The following is a 16,954-nucleotide window of genomic DNA, read 5'->3' on the forward strand; positions in this document are numbered from 1 at the left end:
AAACTAAACTTGTTTCGGACTCCGATGCCCTGATCGAATAACTTTGTGATTCAAAAGTATAAGATATTGCAATACAATAAAATAGCTTTTTTGCGGCAAGTAAAAAGTTGTTTATTAAACAAATAGCAAACTTGGAATAGTACAACGAATGTGAAAAGTACAATTCTTATTCTTTATAAAATACTATTATCAAATTGTTAAGGAAACTATGTCTAAGACAATTATTGAGCATTCCGTGGCTTCGGAGACCTTCAACAAGGATGAGCCGTATGTGGATTGGCATGATGAAACGCTCTGGTTTGTGCGTCAGAAAAGGGATAAATCCTCGAAATTATTGCCCGAATGGGAGCAATTGCGGGAAGTGGCTTCGGGCATCAAGAATTATGTGCTTTCCCATATGGACGAACTGCTCATTGCTTTCGAACAAAAAGCGAAGGAAAACGGCGTCCGCATTCACTGGGCAGCCGATGCGGCTGAGCATAACGAGATCGTTCTGGGCCTTTTGCGGCAAAACAACATTGATAAGATGGTCAAGAGCAAGTCCATGTTGACCGAGGAATGTCATATGAATGAGTTTTTGTCTAAAAATGGCATTGAAGTGATCGATACGGATTTAGGCGAGCGTATTGTGCAGTTGCGGAATGAGCCGCCAAGCCACATTGTGTTGCCGGCTATTCATTTGAAAAAGAAAGACATAGGCGACCTTTTCCACGAACATTTAGGAACAGAAGCAGGCGCAACCGACCCGCAATATTTGACGGAGGCTGCGAGGCAACATTTGCGTGATAAATTTCTGACCAGAAGGGCAGCATTAACAGGCGTGAATTTCGCCATTGCGGAAACCGGCGGTTTTGTGGTTTCCACCAACGAAGGGAATGCGGATATGGGTGCACATTTGGCGGACATTCATATTGCCAGCATGGGTTTTGAAAAAATAATTCCGACACAAAAAGATCTGGCGGTATTTCTCAGATTATTGGCAAGAAGCGCAACCGGGCAACCAATCACCACTTACAGCAGCCATTTTAAACGGCCGCGTGCGGGTCAGGAAATGCACATTATCATTGTGGATAATGGTCGGACGACCCAGCTAGGACGGGCTGATTTCAGAAATTCGCTAAAATGCATTCGTTGCGGCGCGTGCATGAACACTTGCCCGGTTTATAGAAGAAGCGGTGGGCACAGTTACCACAATGCGGTCGCCGGGCCCATCGGATCGATTCTGGCTCCCAATTTGGATATGACCAAAAATGCAGATTTGCCGTTCGCAAGCACATTATGCGGCAGTTGTTCCAATGTTTGCCCAGTAAAAATTGACATTCATGACCAGCTTTATAAGTGGCGCCAGGTTTTGGTCAAAGGCGGTCATGTGCCGCAAGCGAAGGAAATCGGGATAAAAGCAATGTCCGTGGTTTTGTCTCAGCCGAGATTTTATCAATGGTCGGGTAGGCTGGGAAGATCGTTAATGCGGACAGTTCCTTTTGTAGTCAATAATGGAATGAATCCCTGGTTCAAACAGCGCGAAATGCCTGAGCCGCCCAAAGAAAGCTTCCGCGACTGGTATATCCGTAATCGAAAAGAATAGCACAATGACGTCCCGGGATAGAATATTACAGCAGATCAAATTGAATAAACCAGCCGAAACGCTGCTTCCTCAAACCACGCGTTTTGACAGTTTATATGAAAATACAGAAGATAAATTCATTGAAACGCTAACTGCGATCTACACCGAAGTGATCGTAGTGAAGGATCTGGCGGAACTGGTGCGGAAAGCAGGTGAACTTTATGCGTCGGTAGTGAATCGCGCAACCACGATTCCCGCGCTGGCCGATTGGGCGGATTTTAGTCTCAATGATCCCGATCCGCACGCATTGGAACTGATCGAGATTGCGATATTGCAGGCAGAATTTGGTGTTGCAGAAAACGGAGCAGTATGGATTTCGGACACACATTTGCCGCACCGGGCGCTGCCTTTTATAACCCAGAACCTGGCTTTTGTAATTCCCAGAAACGCAATTGTCAACAATATGCATGATGCATATGAGCGCTTGCACGATACAACAGGCTGGGGCTGTTTTATTTCAGGTCCTTCCAAAACTGCTGATATCGAACAATCGCTTGTTATCGGCGCCCATGGCGCGAGAAGTTTGGTGATCTTTCTCCTGGAAGACGCATGATATGCAATGGATAATGTTGCAACCTAGGAAAAAATTGCTTGAAATCGGCTGCCAGCCCATTCTTTCTCCTATTTTTGCAAACACAAGATTCATCCATATGCCCAAAATAATTGTTGCGATTGATGGCTATTCCAGCTGTGGCAAAAGCACAACTGCGAAACTGGTTGCAAAGCAGCTGAATTACCCCTATATTGATACTGGTGCAATGTATCGTGCTGTTACATTGTATTTTATACAAAATCACATTGGCCTCACCAACCCCAAAGAAACAGAGGCAGCACTCAATAATATCCATATTTCATTCCGCAGGCACGCCGAACTTGGGCGGAATGACACTTACCTGAACGGGCTGAATGTGGAGGATGAGATCCGCAAAATGTACGTTTCCGAAAAAGTGAGTGACGTGAGTGCGATTGCGGAGGTCAGGCATGCATTGGTGGCGCAGCAACAACGTATGGGCAAAACAAAAGGCATCGTCATGGACGGCCGTGATATCGGGACCGTCGTTTTTCCTCAGGCGGAACTGAAAATATTCATGACTGCTGACCCATTAATCCGCGCGCAAAGAAGGCAGCTCGAATTACTTGAAAAAGGCGAGTTGATAGGGCTTGCCGAAATTGCCGAAAATCTCAAAATGCGCGATTATATTGACACAACACGTGCGGAAAGTCCGCTACGACAAGCAGCAGATGCTATATACATTGATAATTCGCTGATGACGCTCGACGAGCAAGTTGAAATGGTTGTCCGGCTGGCCGACGAGCAGATCGGGTTATCATTGCGCAGGAAAGCCGGTAAAGCCTGATATGGAAGATCATGATTACGATTATCTGATTGTTGGTCAAGGCATTGCAGGCACTTCGCTAGCGATGCATTTATTAGACCTTGGAAAAAAAATCCTGATCATCAATAATTCAGGCGCGCCATCTTCTTCCAAAGTTGCCGCTGGTATTTTCAATCCCTTAACGGGTAAAAAACTGGTGAAAACCTGGCTTGCAGACGACCTTTTTCCCTACGCCAAAGGTTTTTATAGCTATCTGGAAGCGATTTTCGGTGAGAAGATCGTTCATCAGGCGCCCATTTACAGGCCGTTTCGCTCCATTACCGAACAAAACACTTATCTGGCCCAGACCGCAGATCCAACAATCGCTTTCTATATTAAGCAAAGCGGTGATTTGGCTGATTTATCAGACTATATTCATGCGGATTTTGGCGGTTTGGAGGTTATAAAATCAGGATGGATCGATCTGCCTTTACTATTGGAGCAGAGCCGAAATTACTTTCTCGAAAACGATTGGCTCGTTGACGAGCAGTTTGAATTCAATGGGTTATCTGTTTCAAAAGAGGCGATTGTCTGGAAAGGCAAGACGTTTGGAAAACTGGTGTTATGCCAGGGATTTATGGCTTTGGAAAACGATTTTTTCAGCTGGCTTCCCTTTACACCTGTCAAAGGCCAGATCCTTGAAATTGAGACGGATGTTGCGTTACAGGATTACATCGTGAACCAGGGGATTTTTATGTTTCCGGTGGGCGAAAAGGTCAGCCGGGTAGGGGCCACTTATTCCTGGGAGCCGCTGGATTGGGAACCTACCGAAGAGGCAACCGCTGAGCTGAAAGAAAAGCTCGATACGCTGCTGAAAATTCCTTATCAGGTTAAGTCCGAAGTGGCCGGGATCAGGCCGTCTGTCAGGGATCGCAGGCCATTGATTGGTGTGCATCCGGAATACGATAATGTTGCCATTTTCAATGGCTTAGGCACGAAAGGTGTGACGCTGGCGCCGTTTTTTGCAAACGAGCTCGCCCAACATTTGGAAAACGGGAAAGAATTGAATCCGCTAGTTAATATTCAGCGGTATTTTTCGTTATATTTCCGTTGAAGTCAGCCTTAGCACTATGAGCATAAAATCTATATACAAGTTAACCTTTTCGGTCGGTCTTTTAGCAGTTTTAGGATTATTTACCGAATCAGAAGCGCAACGCTACCCCTCTCAGGAAACTTTTGGGAAAAACAGGGTCCAGTACAAGACCTTCAATTGGAAGATATTCAAAACAACCAATTTCGAGATCTATCACTATCAGGGCGGAACCGCACTTGCCAAGCTGACTGCGCAATATGCTGAAAGTGAATTTGATAAGATAACGGATATCCTGGGTTGGACTCCATATAGCCGTGTGAAAATCTTCCTTTACAATTCTCCCGCCGAGCTGGAACAGAGCAATATGGGGCTGTCGACATTGGACAACCTGAATGAGCAGAAACTGGATCTTTCTCAGTCGCGTGTGGAAGTTGCGTACACTGGGGACCAGATCGGCTTCCGCAAAAAGCTGGTAAAGGACATCACCCTTTTGTTTGTTTATGACATGCTATACGGCGGAAATATGAAGGAAGCCTTGCAAAGTTCATTGCTTCTGACGCTTCCTGAATGGTTTATGTCCGGAACCGCCGCTTACATTGCGGAAGGCTGGTCGCCGGAGTTGAACGATTACATGCGTGATTTTTTCAAAAACCGCAATGTGCGCAAGCCAACGTTAATGACAGGCAACGACGCAACATTGATCGGTCACTCGATCTGGAATTACATTGCCGAGCGCTACGGAAAAGACAAAATATCGGACATTCTTAACCTCACTCGGATCATCCGGACAGAACAGACCAGCATTACAAGCACTTTGGGAATCCAGTCTTACAACCGTTTTTTACGCGATTGGAAAGCATACTATTTGAACCAAAACAAAAACGCGGAGCAATTTTACGCCGATCCCAATCCAACCTGGAAATACAAGCTGAACGAATTCAGTGTTTCGGATGCAAGTGCGGTGATTAAGGTGTCTCCGGATAAGAAATTTACCGCAGTTAGTGAAATAAAAAATGGTCGTTACCGGGTTTATTTGTTTGATAGCGAGACCGGAAGTAAGAAAATCGTTCGCCAGGGTAAGCTTGACTTTATTGGCGGAAGAGTTAAATCGCAGCCACCGCTTTTGGGCTGGTCAAGGAACAACGTGCTATCCATCCTGGCCACTGAAAACGACCGCAAGAATTTTTATCAGTATGAAAATCTCGGCACAAAAAAGGTCAAGGTTAAGTTGAAACGCAACATTCGCGGCCTGGATCAGATTGTGGACATGGATGTTTCGCATGATGGAACAATGTTGGCTGTAAGCGCGGACAAAGGCGGACAAAATGACCTTTACCTGATCAGCGTTGCAAGGGCTTCTGCATTGCCGTTGACCAGCGACCTTTACGATGACCTCTCACCGCGTTTTGTTCAGGGATCATCACGCAGGGTTGTTTTTTCTTCAAACAGGCCGCTGGACTCACTCGGAACGGGAGATAAGGGCAATTATAAGTCCATTTCCAGCTCATTTACCATTTTTGAGCACGACGGAACTCCGAAGTCTGATAACCTGCTGAAACTGGTTCAAACCGATGGGAAAACCAAGACCTTACCCGTTTACGCGGACGAAAATGACATAGTTTATCTTTCCAATGCGAAAGGCATAAGTAATCTGTACAAATTCAACCGTGCCGGCAATACCAACTCGCAACTGACCAATTATATTCAAAATATCAGAAATGCGGATCTGACGACAAAGTCGGGTGGCGGATTGGCTTACACTTATTTGAACGACGGTTATTACACCGCAGCATTTAAAAACTCATTTGACATCAATACGTCGGTTTCTACCCCAGCAATGAGCGATGCGCAGGCAGCTGGTACAACCACTGGAGCATCCGGCAATGCTGCTGCCCCGAAAGCGGATTCGGCAGTACAGGCAAAACCAGTGCAAACGCCTAAGATCGCGTTAAAAGAAGGTGAAGTGGACACCGATAATTATGAATTTGACGAGGATGTGCTGAAATCATTCGAATCCAGACAACGCAGAGGAACATTCCCGAGCACTTCCAGCGCCCTGACCAGATCGAAAGCAACGCGTGAAAACATCGCTGTTAAGGGACCTTACCCTTACAAGGGCTTGTTCATTACCAATGACGCAAGTTCCGACTGGCGCATTGATCCCATCAGAGGATTTGGCTATGCGCAATCCATTTCGATGAATGATCTTTTAGAAAATCACGTCATTAAAGCCGGACTTTTCATCTCGTCCAATTTCCGGAACAGCGATCTTTTTGCAGAATATAACAATAACACATATCGCATCGACTTTGGACTGCGGATGGACAGAAAAAGCCTTTACATCGACTCGGAAGGGGCACCGCAAAAATATCGCTTTAACCAATTGATGTTTACAGCTTCCTATCCATTCTCGACAACCAGCCGTTTTTCATTATCCCCGATGTTCAGTTCCACGCGCATGATCGACGTGTATTTGCTCCCAAATCCTGACCTGGCTTCCAGCTACGGCGGTTTGAGAAGTGAATACGTGTTTGATAACACAAGGGTGAATGGCATGAACATGATGGAAGGAACACGTTTTAAGATTCGTTATGACCTGCAACAAGGTCTTACGAACGGTAACGAAAGCTTCAACCGCGTTAGCCTCGATTTTCGTCATTACCAAAAAATCCACCGCGATCTGATTTTAGCGGTTCGTGCTTCGGCCAGCCATTCAGGTGGTAAGGCGCCAAAACAGAACATCCTGGGCGGAATGGAAAACTGGATCGGAAATAAGAAGGAAATCCGCACAGGCGAAAATCCTCTGGATTTCCAGAAAGACAACCGCGACATTTTCTTTGCCGATTTTGCAACCAACCTTCGGGGCTTTAAGCTGAACAGGTTATCAGGAACAAGCTACATGTTGCTGAACGCAGAACTGAGAATTCCATTGGTAAAATATTTATATCGCGGGGCGATCACTTCAAGCTTCCTGCGCAACTTCCAGATTGTCGGGTTCGGCGATATCGGGACGGCGTGGACGGGTAAGGGGCCATTCAGTGAAAATAACAGTTTGAATACGCAAATTATTGGAACCGAGGAGGATCCGTTCCGGGCGACGGTTACCAACTTCAAAAATCCTTACTTAATGGGCTACGGAGTAGGTGCCAGGACCACATTGTTCGGCTTCTATGCCAAGTTCGATTACGCATGGGGAGTTGACAATGGTTACACTAACAAGGCTGTTCCTTACGTGACATTAGGTTATGATTTTTGATTAGAAAATCAGTATAAAATCAAAATTTCAGGTTCTTTAGATTGGCAAGGGATAACCTCTCTTGCCATTTTTAGTTTATTCATTACATATTTAATTCATTCTCATGAACACACATTTCTTAAACAAAGTAAACCTTGGCCTGTTGTTATTCTTTGCTGCAAGCGCTCAGACTGCTTTTGCCCAAAGAGAGGTTCTTTACGAACAATATGTGCAAAGCCCGATGACTATTAATCCCGGCTTTACCGGCGTCCGTGAGACATTCAATATGACCGCAATGTTTCGTAGAAAATGGTTTAACATTCAAAATTCGCCATCCAGCCAGACATTCACAGCAGATGGAACGGTTGCCAATGGGAAGTTTGGAATAGGTTTTATGGCATTGAACGATCAGACGAGCTTTTTCACCACAACGGGCTTTTCGGGATCGTTTGCGTTTCACCTGGGCATTTCAGATCAATGGAAACTGGGACTTGGTGCGCAAGGTGGCATTAATGTGCTTCCGGTGGTGGATTTAACCTCACCCAGAAATAATACGGTGCTGGGAAGTTTCGGACTCGGGGCTTGGCTGCGTTCCGATCGTCTGTATTTTGGGCTTTCCAAGCCGGAACTATTAGCGCAGAATTTTGGCGGTCAGGCAATATCGAACGTTTATCGTCGTCCCTTATATATAATGGCCGGTGGCAGTTATGAACTGAATGATGACGTGATGCTGTTGCCACACATTTTATTTGTCCAGGAAAAAGACCATGCGTTGCGCTTTGATGTTGGCAGCCGGTTTTGGTTTAATGAAAAAGTGGGCATAGGAGCGTCGTATCGGGCTGGCGGAGGTTATAAATCGTTTTCAGGGAAAGTGGATTATTTGCAGGTTTCGGCAGAAGTGCAGGCAGGGAGGAATATAAGGTTAGGATACTTTTACAGCACGCGACAGGCCGAGCAAATTTACGCCTCCTATTCAGGCCCCAAAGGCATCCACGAACTGATGCTGAAATTTGTACCGAGTCCTAACGGATTTCAAAAATACTAACGCGGCAGAAACGTCAGCAATCGTTTCAGCCCAAGTTAAAAGGAGAATTTTTTCGTAATGTTTTAATAACTCTCGTACCTTTGTGCGGTAAATGAAATACTCACTTTTGTGATGGATAAATACACATATATAGCAAATTCCGACGGCGCTTACATAGAGGAATTGTACAATTCCTATAAGCAGAATCCAGCTTCCGTAGACGAAGGCTGGCAGAAATTTTTTGAAGGTTTCGACTTCTCACAAAAGTATCCTGTTAATGGCAACGGCCACGTCAATGGCGCTGCCAATGGCAAGGAAGCAGCCGCAATATCCAAAGTTGGTCCAGCCCGTATCCGCAAGGAAATGGAGGTGGTTCACCTGATCCGTGGTTTCAGGTCAAGAGGGCACTTATTGGCCACTACCAACCCGATTCAGAAGCGTAAAGATCGTCAACCACAGCTTGATATCGCCGATTTTAACCTCGGTAACGAAGACCTTGATTCGGTTTTTGAAGCAGGTGTGGAGGTTTTCGGCAGGCCAGCAACATTGCGGGAGATCGTCGATTCCCTGACAACGATTTATACCAGGAACATTGGTTTCGAATATTTATACATCCGCGACCGCGAGCAAAAAAGCTGGTTGCGCAAGAAAATAGAGAAGGAAGCATTGAATATGAGTTTTTCTATTGATGAGAAAAAACATATTCTTTCCAAGTTAAACGAGGCCGTTGTTTTTGAAAATTTCCTTCATACAAAATATTTAGGTCAAAAGCGTTTTTCACTGGAAGGTGGCGAAACCACAATTCCCGCATTGGACGCGATGATCAATAAGGCCGCTGAAATGGGCGTTGTGGAGGTGATGATCGGGATGGCACACCGTGGCCGCCTGAACGTGCTTGCCAACGTCATGCAAAAAACGTACGGACAGATCTTCAACGAATTTGAAGGTAACCTGCCCGACCAGGTCTGGGGTGACGGTGACGTGAAATACCACATGGGTTTCGCAAGCCAGATCACAACCAAGAATGGTGAAAAAGTACACTTGAAACTAGCACCTAACCCATCTCACCTGGAAGCTGTTAACCCGGTTGTAGAAGGTTACATCCGTGCGCGGGCCGATGGCATGTATGACAGTGATTATGACCGCGTTTTGCCGGTTCTGATCCACGGTGATGCAGCGGTTGCAGGTCAGGGAATTGTTTATGAGGTTACCCAAATGTCTGCACTAAATGGCTATTACACAGGTGGAACCATCCACTTTGTGATCAATAACCAGGTTGGTTTTACGACGGACTTTATTGATGCAAGATCAAGCATTTACTGCACCGACATTGCCAAGATCGTCGATGCGCCTGTATTGCACGTGAATGGTGATGATCCTGAGGCCGTTGTGTTCTGTATGCGACTGGCGGTGGAATATCGTCAGAAGTTCAATAAGGACATTTTCATTGATATGGTTTGCTATCGCCGTCATGGTCACAATGAGGCGGACGAACCGAAATTTACGCAGCCTGTTCTCTACAAATCGATTGAAAAACACCAGAATCCCAGGGAAATTTATCAAAAAACCCTTGCAGACCGTGGTGATGTAGATGCGCAGCTAGCGGCTAATATGGACAAAGAGTTTAAGCAACTCCTGCAAGAAAGATTGGATATGGTGAAGCAAAAAGCATTGCCCTATACAATGCCTAAATTAGAGCAGGAGTGGCATACGCTTCGTAAGGCGAAGCCAGAAGATTTTGAAAAGTCACCGGAAACCGGTGTCCCATTGGAAACGCTGGAAAAAATTGGCAAGGCTCTGATAAGCACGCCCGAGAATTTCAATCGCCTGAAACAGATTGACAAGTTGCTCAAAGATCGTGAGCAAATGATATTTGATAAAAAAGAAGTGAACTGGGCCACAGCCGAGTTGCTGGCTTACGGCTCCATCCTGACTGACGGCAATATCGTAAGATTAAGTGGACAGGACGTACAGCGCGGAACATTCTCGCACCGACATGCAGTCCTTAGGGATGTTGAGACGAATGCGCCTTATAGCAATCTGGAACATATTCAGGAAGATCAGGGCCGGTTTATGATCTACAACTCGCTGCTTTCGGAATACGGCGTCTTGGGTTTTGAGTTTGGTTACTCCATGGCAAACCCAAATGCACTGGTGATTTGGGAAGCACAGTTTGGTGACTTTGCCAATGGTACGCAGGTTATTATCGATCAGTTTGTTACATCCAGTGAAACCAAATGGGATCGCTGGACGGGATTGGTTATGTTGCTGCCACACGGTTACGAAGGCCAGGGGCCAGAGCACTCCAATGCACGTCCGGAGCGTTATTTGCAACTTTCAGCCAACTATAACCTGATCGTTGCGAATGTTACAACGCCCGCAAACTTCTTCCATTTGCTGCGCAGACAGTTGAAATTCCCATTCCGCAAGCCCTTGGTGGTGATGTCGCCAAAATCAATGCTAAGACATCCCCTGTGCGTTTCGCCGATTGACAGTCTTGTTAACGGCTCGTTTCAGGAAACCATCGGGGACACTTATGCAGATCCTAAAAAAGTGAAGAAAGTGTTGCTATGCACTGGAAAGCTATATTATGAGCTTTATGAAAAGCAACAGGCCGATAAGCGCGATGATGTTGCCATTATCCGTCTTGAACAAATGCATCCGTTCCCACAAAGCCAGATCGATGCGCATTTGGCACAATATCCAAATGCAAAAGTATATTGGGTGCAGGAAGAACCTTTCAACATGGGTGGCTGGACATTCATGTTAAGAATGTACAAAGGCGCGAAACCTTTACAGGTGATCGCCCGCGTATCAAGCGCTTCGCCTTCCACAGGTTTCTCCAAAATCCACGCGAAAGAGCAGGCGGAGATTATTAGCAGAGCTTTTGAATGATATTCCTATAAATTTAGACACTTAGTTCGATAACAAGATTGCACATAAAATGGCTGAAATTGAGATAAAAGTACCGCCCGTTGGCGAGTCCATTACAGAGGTTACAATAGGAAACTGGTTCAAAAATGATGGCGATTTTGTGAAAATGGATGAGGTCATTTGCGGGCTTGATTCGGATAAGGCGACATTTGAATTAACAGCAGAAGCAGAAGGCGTCCTGCACATCAAAGCACAAGAAGGCGATACGCTGAACATTGGCGACCTGATTGCAACCATCGATTCAGCTGCAAACGGTGCGTCGAAAGATAGTGCTCCTAAACAGGAAACTGCGGCTAACGCTGCTGCACCAGCTGCTTCCGCCGCTGAGGAATCGGCTGCCGATAAGATTGAAGATAAAGCCGGTGAACCAGCCGCGGCTGCGCCAGCCGCCGCTGCGCCAGTTGCTGCCACGCCAGCCCAGGCTGCGCCTGCGAGTGGTGGAAAGGCATATGAAATGAAAGTCCCGGCAGTGGGAGAGTCGATAACAGAGGTTACCATTGCTTCCTGGAGCAAAAAAGATGGTGATCATGTAGAAGTCGATGAAATCCTTTGCGAGCTGGAATCTGATAAAGCAACATTTGAATTGCCAGCGGAAGCAGCAGGAACGCTGCGGATCGTTGGAAAAGAAGGTGAGACATTATCAATTGGCGCAGTTATTTGCACCATTGAGCCGGGAGCCGGTGGAGCGCAAGCATCAACATCTGCTTCTCAGCCGCAAGCAGCCGCACCGTCCGGAGAAACAGCCGGAGCCGATAAAGCATACAGCGAAAAACACGCTTCACCCGTTGCAGCGAAAATTTTAGCTGAAAAAGGAATTGATCCAAAAGACGTAAACGGATCAGGTTCGGGTGGCAGAATCATGAAAGACGATGCGCTGAAAGCGGGTAGCAAGCCTGCGGAATCAGCCCCTGCTTCACAACCTGCCGCAGCTAAACCAGTTGCGCAAGCCGCATCAGCCCCAGCAGGAGCGAGAGGTCAGCGTCGTGAGAAAATGTCGTCCTTGCGTAAGACCATTGCACGCCGTCTGGTTGCTGTGAAAAATGAAACAGCGATGCTTACAACGTTCAACGAGGTGGATATGAAGCCTGTGATGGACGTGCGTTCAAAATTCAAAGATAAATTCAAAGAGAAGCATGAAGTTGGTTTAGGCTTTATGTCATTCTTTGTGAAAGCAGTAACCGTTGCGTTGAAAGACTTCCCGGTTATTAATGCTTATATGGATGGCGAGGAGCTGGTTTACAACGATTACGCCGATATCTCCGTAGCAGTTTCAACGCCTCGCGGCTTGGTTGTTCCTGTGATCCGTAATGCTGAGACATTGTCATTCGCAGCGGTGGAGAAGGAAATCGTTCGCCTGGCCGTGCGTGCGCGTGATGGGAAACTTGGACTGGATGAGATGTCTGGTGGAACGTTCACGATTACCAATGGAGGAACATTCGGTTCAATGCTTTCCACACCGATCATCAATGCGCCGCAGTCTGCAATTTTAGGAATGCACAACATTGTTGAACGCGCAGTTGTTGTTGACGGTCAGATCGTTGTGCGTCCGATAATGTACGTGGCACTTTCTTATGACCACCGTACGATTGACGGTAAGGATTCGGTAAGCTTCCTGGTTCGCGTGAAGCAATTACTTGAAGATCCAATGAGGTTACTACTCGATATGTAATTTCAATATTGCGTTATAATACAAAGAGAGCCTGGTCACCTGGCTCTCTTTTTTGTTTAGCTCAATTTGGCGTTATCCTTGTGCCTGTCTTTATCCCGCTCTGTTTTCTTGGCCATATTTTTCTCAAAAGCCTCGGTCAGGTTAATGCCCGTCTGATTAGCAAGGCAAATCAGGACCCACATTACATCCGCCATCTCATCGCCCAGGTCTTTGCCCAGATCCGATTTTTTAAATGATTGGTCGCCGTAAGTTCTGGCCATAATTCTGGCAAGTTCGCCCACTTCTTCCGTGAGGATCGCCATATTGGTTAACTCGGAAAAATAACGGACACCGTAGGTTTTGATCCAGTTATCGACTTGCGATTGTGCTTCTTGGATGGTCATTGGTTTAATTTTGAATGATTGAATGTTGAATGATTGAATGTTGAATGATTGAATGTTGAATGAGTGAATGAGTGAATGAGTGAATGTTGGGATGAGTGAATATAGGTGGGCGATGATAATTAATAATTGAGGGCGGTTTGGAATAGATGTTGGATTAAATCCTGTTTTTTGAATCAATGATGATTGTTACAGGGCCGTCGTTTAGTAATGCTACTTTCATGTCTGCTCCGAAGATTCCGCGTTGGATGGGTTTGCCCAGTTCTGTTTCCAGGAAGGAGATCATCCCTTCATAAAGCGGGATGGCGGCTTCCGGTCTGGCGGCTTCGATGAACGATGGCCGGTTTCCCTTCTTTGTGCTCGCGTGTAATGTAAATTGGCTGATCAGAAGAATGTCCCCATCCACTGATCTAAGGTCCAGGTTCATCTTATCGTCGCTATCACCAAAAACCCGCAGACCAACGATTTTTTTTCCCAGCCATTCCACATCCTCCCGGTTATCAAGGTGTGTGACGCCTAAAAGGACCAGGAATCCCCTCTGAATCTCTCCCTCAACTTTCCCCTCAATTGTAACGGACGCGCTGGTCACGCGTTGGATTACTGCGATCATATTAACTAAGCTTAAATTAGCGTTCCGTAAAGGTAGCCCAAGACTTTCCAGGTTTCCAAAACCTGGAAAGTCTCGCTAACTTTACCTAAGCCAACTTCAATAATCAATGAAAGAAGAACGCATATCCGTTTTTGATATTTTTAAGATTGGGATTGGACCTTCCAGTTCGCATACACTTGGGCCCTGGCGGGCGGCGCAGCAATTTTTACAAGCTGTTCACGAGCAATGTGGGCTAGATAAGGTGCGGGCGGTTGACATTCATCTTTATGGTTCTTTGGCGAAAACAGGGAAAGGGCATGGGACGGATATTGCTGTTATTCTGGGGCTAAGCGGTTACGATCCGGTTACAGTTAAGACGGAAAATATTGATGCAATCCTGGCTGAAATAGCTTCAAAGGAATGCATCATGCTCCCCGGCGACATGCGGGTGGTTTTCGCCCCGAAAGAGAACATTATCTTTCATAAAAACGAAACGCTTCCCTTCCATCCCAATGGCCTCACATTCATTGCCAATTGCGAATCAACGGGGCAGATAGAGGAAACTTACTATTCAGTTGGCGGTGGCTTCGTTATTCAGGAAGGCAAGGCGGACGATGAGGTGAAGACATGCGTTGATCTTCCTTATCCGATTGACCAGGCCGCGGACTTGCTCAAATGGCATAATATTTCAAGGAGGCCCATCTGGGAAATCGTTTTGGAAAATGAAAAGGTTTGGAAAAATGAAGACATGGTCAGATGTGACCTGATGAACATCTGGCATGTGATGCAGCAAAGCATTTTCCATGGTTGTCAAACGAATGGGGTTTTGCCGGGCGGTCTGAATGTGCAGCGTCGCGCGGCAGCTCTGAATCAGAAACTTTTAAATGACTTCGTTTGCGTTGGCTGCGACGATTGGATGGACGCGATCAGACGTGGGGGGGGCGGTTTTAAATATACATTGGATTGGGTAAGCTGCTTCGCATTGGCCGTAAATGAGGAAAACGCCTCTTACAGTCGCGTAGTTACCGCACCTACAAATGGCTCGGCTGGTGTGATTCCGGCGGTGATTCAATATCATCTTACTTTTGGCGGTGGGACAGATGAAGATGTGTTTAGATTCTTGCTTACAGCCGGTGAAATTGGCAGCATCTTCAAAAAAGGCGCTACGCTTTCGGCTGCTATGGGTGGTTGTCAGGCTGAAATCGGCGTTTCTTCTGCAATGGCGGCAGCTGGACTGGCTCAGGTTTCGGGTGGAACGGTCGAGCAATGTTTAATGGCTGCCGAAATTGCTATGGAGCATCATTTAGGCCTCACCTGCGATCCTGTGGGTGGTTTGGTGCAGATTCCGTGCATCGAACGAAATACAATGGGGGCGATCAAGGCGATTACGGCTTGTCAGCTGGCTCTGCAAAGTAACCCTGACAATGCGAAAGTGTCACTGGACAATGTGGTGCACACGATGTGGGAAACGGCGTTGGATATGAACAACCGCTATAAGGAAACTTCGGAGGGCGGGTTGGCGGTTAATATTCCGATTAGTTTGAGTGAATGTTGAATGTTAAATGAGTGAATGATCGGGCGCCGTTGCGCTGAATGAGCGGGCTTCGTTGCGCTGAATGAGTGGGGCGCCGTTGCTATGAATGAGTGGGTGCCTTTGCGCTGAGTGGAATTTTATACTTATTCTTTGTTTTTATAGATTGAGTAGCAAATGTGCTAGTCCGAAATATACGCCGTAGCCGATCAAATCATTGGCTGTGGTGATAAATGGGCCTGATGCGACTGCGGGGTTGATGCCTATTTTTTCTAATAAAATTGGCGTCATGGTGCCCATAAACGATGCCAGGAAAACTACGGACATCAATGCTGCTGAAACGACGAATGCAAGCTGTACATCATTGCCAATCAATAAATTAAATCCAAATACAATGGTGCTGATGATAATCCCATTGATAAATGCAACGGCAAACATTCGGATCAATCGCTGACCAACTGTTGTGTCCAAGCCCGTTTTGTCAGCCAGGCTTTGCAAAATAATAGAAGAGGTCTGAATGCCCACATTCCCGCCGGTTGATCCGATAATCGGGATAAAAGCAGCCATAGCAGGGACAATCTTCAAATCTCCCTCAAAAAAACTGATAAATTTCGCGGCCAGAATCCCCCCCATCATGCCTACCAAAAGCCACGGTAAACGTGCTTTGGTTTGCTGCCAGATCGTGTCATCTTCTTCCACATCACCCGTAATACCAGCCATAGCCAGCGTATCGGAACTGGCCTGATCGGTGATCACGTCAATCACGTCATCAATGGTGATCCGGCCTAAAAGTTTACCCTGAACATTCACAACAGGCAGTGCGTCAAGGTCATAGCGCTGCATGAGTTCGGCGACTTCTTCGGCTGGGCGATATGTTTCTACGAAAATAACGTCTTTATCGTACAGACTTTCAATGCGTGTATTCTTATGCGCAAGGACGATTTTTTTCAATGAAAGAATGCCAAGCAACTTGCCAAAATCATCCACAACATACACCGCATAAACCTTCCCGACATCTTCTGCCTGCTTGCGGAGTTCTTCAATGCATTGATTTACATTCCAATTGACATTGGCTTTCACCAACTCTTTCTGCATCAAACCACCTGCTACATCTTCATCATAATGCAGCAGATCCAGGATAAAACGCGCTTGTTCGCGGTCTTCCAGCAAGGCAATTACTTCTTCACGGACGCGGATAGGCTGCTCATTCAGCAAGTCCACCGCATCATCAGAATCAAAAAGGTTGACAAAATGGGAGATTTCCTCCGACGTGAATGCTTTCAAAAACTCCCGGCGCTCGTTGGGGTCCATATCCGCAAGGATCTCCGCCCCGCGTTCCACATCCAGCTGCGTGATCAGGAATTTGGCACTTTCTGTTTCCAACTCTGATAACAGACCGGTTATATCCGCGGGAAAAAGGCTCTCTGTCTCTGTCCTGATGGAAGCAGAATCCTCTTTCTCAATCAGTTCCTGAATGTGCTCTACGTATTCCTTGGTTAATTCAAACGTCATTGTTCCCTAAGCTTTTAGCAATTAGCAGAATGGCTCCTGGCTGGATT

Annotated in this window: 12 protein-coding genes; 9 read left to right on the top strand and 3 right to left on the bottom strand. The window is 46.4% G+C overall.

Features of this window, described 5'->3' with window-relative positions:
- Positions 1-208: 208 nt before the first annotated feature.
- From MUK70_RS30485 to odhB, 8 genes are all read left to right on the top strand, one after another.
- The gene (locus MUK70_RS30485; protein ID WP_234656601.1) at positions 209-1,585 is read left to right on the top strand and encodes a lactate utilization protein B; all 1,377 of its coding nucleotides are present in this window, start codon (positions 209-211) and stop codon (positions 1,583-1,585) included.
- 4 nt (positions 1,586-1,589) lie between these two features.
- A complete protein-coding gene (locus MUK70_RS30490) occupies positions 1,590-2,177 on the top strand; it encodes a LutC/YkgG family protein (protein WP_234656602.1) in 588 nt (195 codons plus the stop codon).
- A gap of 97 nt (positions 2,178-2,274) precedes the next feature.
- Positions 2,275-2,982 (top strand): (d)CMP kinase, encoded by a 708-nt coding sequence (cmk, locus tag MUK70_RS30495; protein WP_234607053.1) that lies wholly within the window; start codon positions 2,275-2,277, stop codon positions 2,980-2,982.
- Position 2,983: 1 nt separating this feature from the next.
- The gene (locus tag MUK70_RS30500) at positions 2,984-4,054 is read left to right on the top strand and encodes an NAD(P)/FAD-dependent oxidoreductase (protein WP_234656603.1); all 1,071 of its coding nucleotides are present in this window, start codon (positions 2,984-2,986) and stop codon (positions 4,052-4,054) included.
- Positions 4,055-4,070: 16 nt separating this feature from the next.
- Positions 4,071-7,289 carry a hypothetical protein gene (locus MUK70_RS30505; protein ID WP_234656604.1) on the top strand — a complete coding sequence of 1,073 codons (3,219 nt, stop codon included), beginning with the start codon at positions 4,071-4,073 and terminating at the stop codon, positions 7,287-7,289.
- A 103-nt stretch (positions 7,290-7,392) separates the two neighbouring features.
- Positions 7,393-8,313, top strand: a complete 921-nt coding sequence (locus MUK70_RS30510) for a PorP/SprF family type IX secretion system membrane protein (RefSeq protein ID WP_234656605.1) — start codon at positions 7,393-7,395, stop codon at positions 8,311-8,313.
- 111 nt (positions 8,314-8,424) lie between these two features.
- Positions 8,425-11,187, top strand: a complete 2,763-nt coding sequence (locus tag MUK70_RS30515; RefSeq protein WP_234656606.1) for a 2-oxoglutarate dehydrogenase E1 component — start codon at positions 8,425-8,427, stop codon at positions 11,185-11,187.
- A 49-nt stretch (positions 11,188-11,236) separates the two neighbouring features.
- Positions 11,237-12,895: a 2-oxoglutarate dehydrogenase complex dihydrolipoyllysine-residue succinyltransferase gene (odhB, locus tag MUK70_RS30520; protein WP_234656607.1), complete on the top strand. Its 1,659-nt coding sequence runs from the start codon at positions 11,237-11,239 to the stop codon at positions 12,893-12,895.
- Positions 12,896-12,951: 56 nt separating this feature from the next.
- On the opposite strand, the gene MUK70_RS30525 is transcribed toward odhB, so the two are convergent.
- Both MUK70_RS30525 and dtd read right to left on the bottom strand, forming a co-directional pair.
- On the bottom strand, positions 12,952-13,278 hold the full coding sequence (locus tag MUK70_RS30525) for a nucleotide pyrophosphohydrolase (RefSeq protein ID WP_234607059.1): 327 nt from the start codon (positions 13,276-13,278) through the stop codon (positions 12,952-12,954).
- A gap of 154 nt (positions 13,279-13,432) precedes the next feature.
- The gene (gene dtd / locus MUK70_RS30530; protein ID WP_234656608.1) at positions 13,433-13,885 is read right to left on the bottom strand and encodes a D-aminoacyl-tRNA deacylase; all 453 of its coding nucleotides are present in this window, start codon (positions 13,883-13,885) and stop codon (positions 13,433-13,435) included.
- A gap of 106 nt (positions 13,886-13,991) precedes the next feature.
- On the opposite strand from dtd, the gene MUK70_RS30535 reads away from it, so the two are divergent.
- On the top strand, positions 13,992-15,419 hold the full coding sequence (locus tag MUK70_RS30535; protein WP_234656609.1) for an L-serine ammonia-lyase: 1,428 nt from the start codon (positions 13,992-13,994) through the stop codon (positions 15,417-15,419).
- A gap of 135 nt (positions 15,420-15,554) precedes the next feature.
- Here MUK70_RS30535 and mgtE read toward each other — a convergent pair whose 3' ends face one another.
- Positions 15,555-16,907 carry a magnesium transporter gene (gene mgtE, locus MUK70_RS30540; RefSeq protein WP_234607062.1) on the bottom strand — a complete coding sequence of 451 codons (1,353 nt, stop codon included), beginning with the start codon at positions 16,905-16,907 and terminating at the stop codon, positions 15,555-15,557.
- Between the last annotated feature and the right edge of the window lie 47 nt (positions 16,908-16,954).

Origin of the sequence: Dyadobacter chenwenxiniae (assembly GCF_022869785.1) — a bacterium.
Classification (GTDB): domain Bacteria; phylum Bacteroidota; class Bacteroidia; order Cytophagales; family Spirosomataceae; genus Dyadobacter; species Dyadobacter chenwenxiniae.

Coding starts and splice junctions, on each gene's coding strand:
- odhB (WP_234656607.1), top strand. CDS start 11,237: ATGGCTGAAATTGAGATAAAAGTACCGCCCGTTGGCGAGTCCATTACA.
- cmk (WP_234607053.1), top strand. CDS start 2,275: ATGCCCAAAATAATTGTTGCGATTGATGGCTATTCCAGCTGTGGCAAA.
- MUK70_RS30535 (WP_234656609.1), top strand. CDS start 13,992: ATGAAAGAAGAACGCATATCCGTTTTTGATATTTTTAAGATTGGGATT.
- mgtE (WP_234607062.1), bottom strand. CDS start 16,907: ATGACGTTTGAATTAACCAAGGAATACGTAGAGCACATTCAGGAACTG.
- MUK70_RS30525 (WP_234607059.1), bottom strand. CDS start 13,278: ATGACCATCCAAGAAGCACAATCGCAAGTCGATAACTGGATCAAAACC.
- MUK70_RS30510 (WP_234656605.1), top strand. CDS start 7,393: ATGAACACACATTTCTTAAACAAAGTAAACCTTGGCCTGTTGTTATTC.
- MUK70_RS30505 (WP_234656604.1), top strand. CDS start 4,071: ATGAGCATAAAATCTATATACAAGTTAACCTTTTCGGTCGGTCTTTTA.
- MUK70_RS30500 (WP_234656603.1), top strand. CDS start 2,984: ATGGAAGATCATGATTACGATTATCTGATTGTTGGTCAAGGCATTGCA.
- MUK70_RS30515 (WP_234656606.1), top strand. CDS start 8,425: ATGGATAAATACACATATATAGCAAATTCCGACGGCGCTTACATAGAG.
- MUK70_RS30485 (WP_234656601.1), top strand. CDS start 209: ATGTCTAAGACAATTATTGAGCATTCCGTGGCTTCGGAGACCTTCAAC.
- dtd (WP_234656608.1), bottom strand. CDS start 13,885: ATGATCGCAGTAATCCAACGCGTGACCAGCGCGTCCGTTACAATTGAG.
- MUK70_RS30490 (WP_234656602.1), top strand. CDS start 1,590: ATGACGTCCCGGGATAGAATATTACAGCAGATCAAATTGAATAAACCA.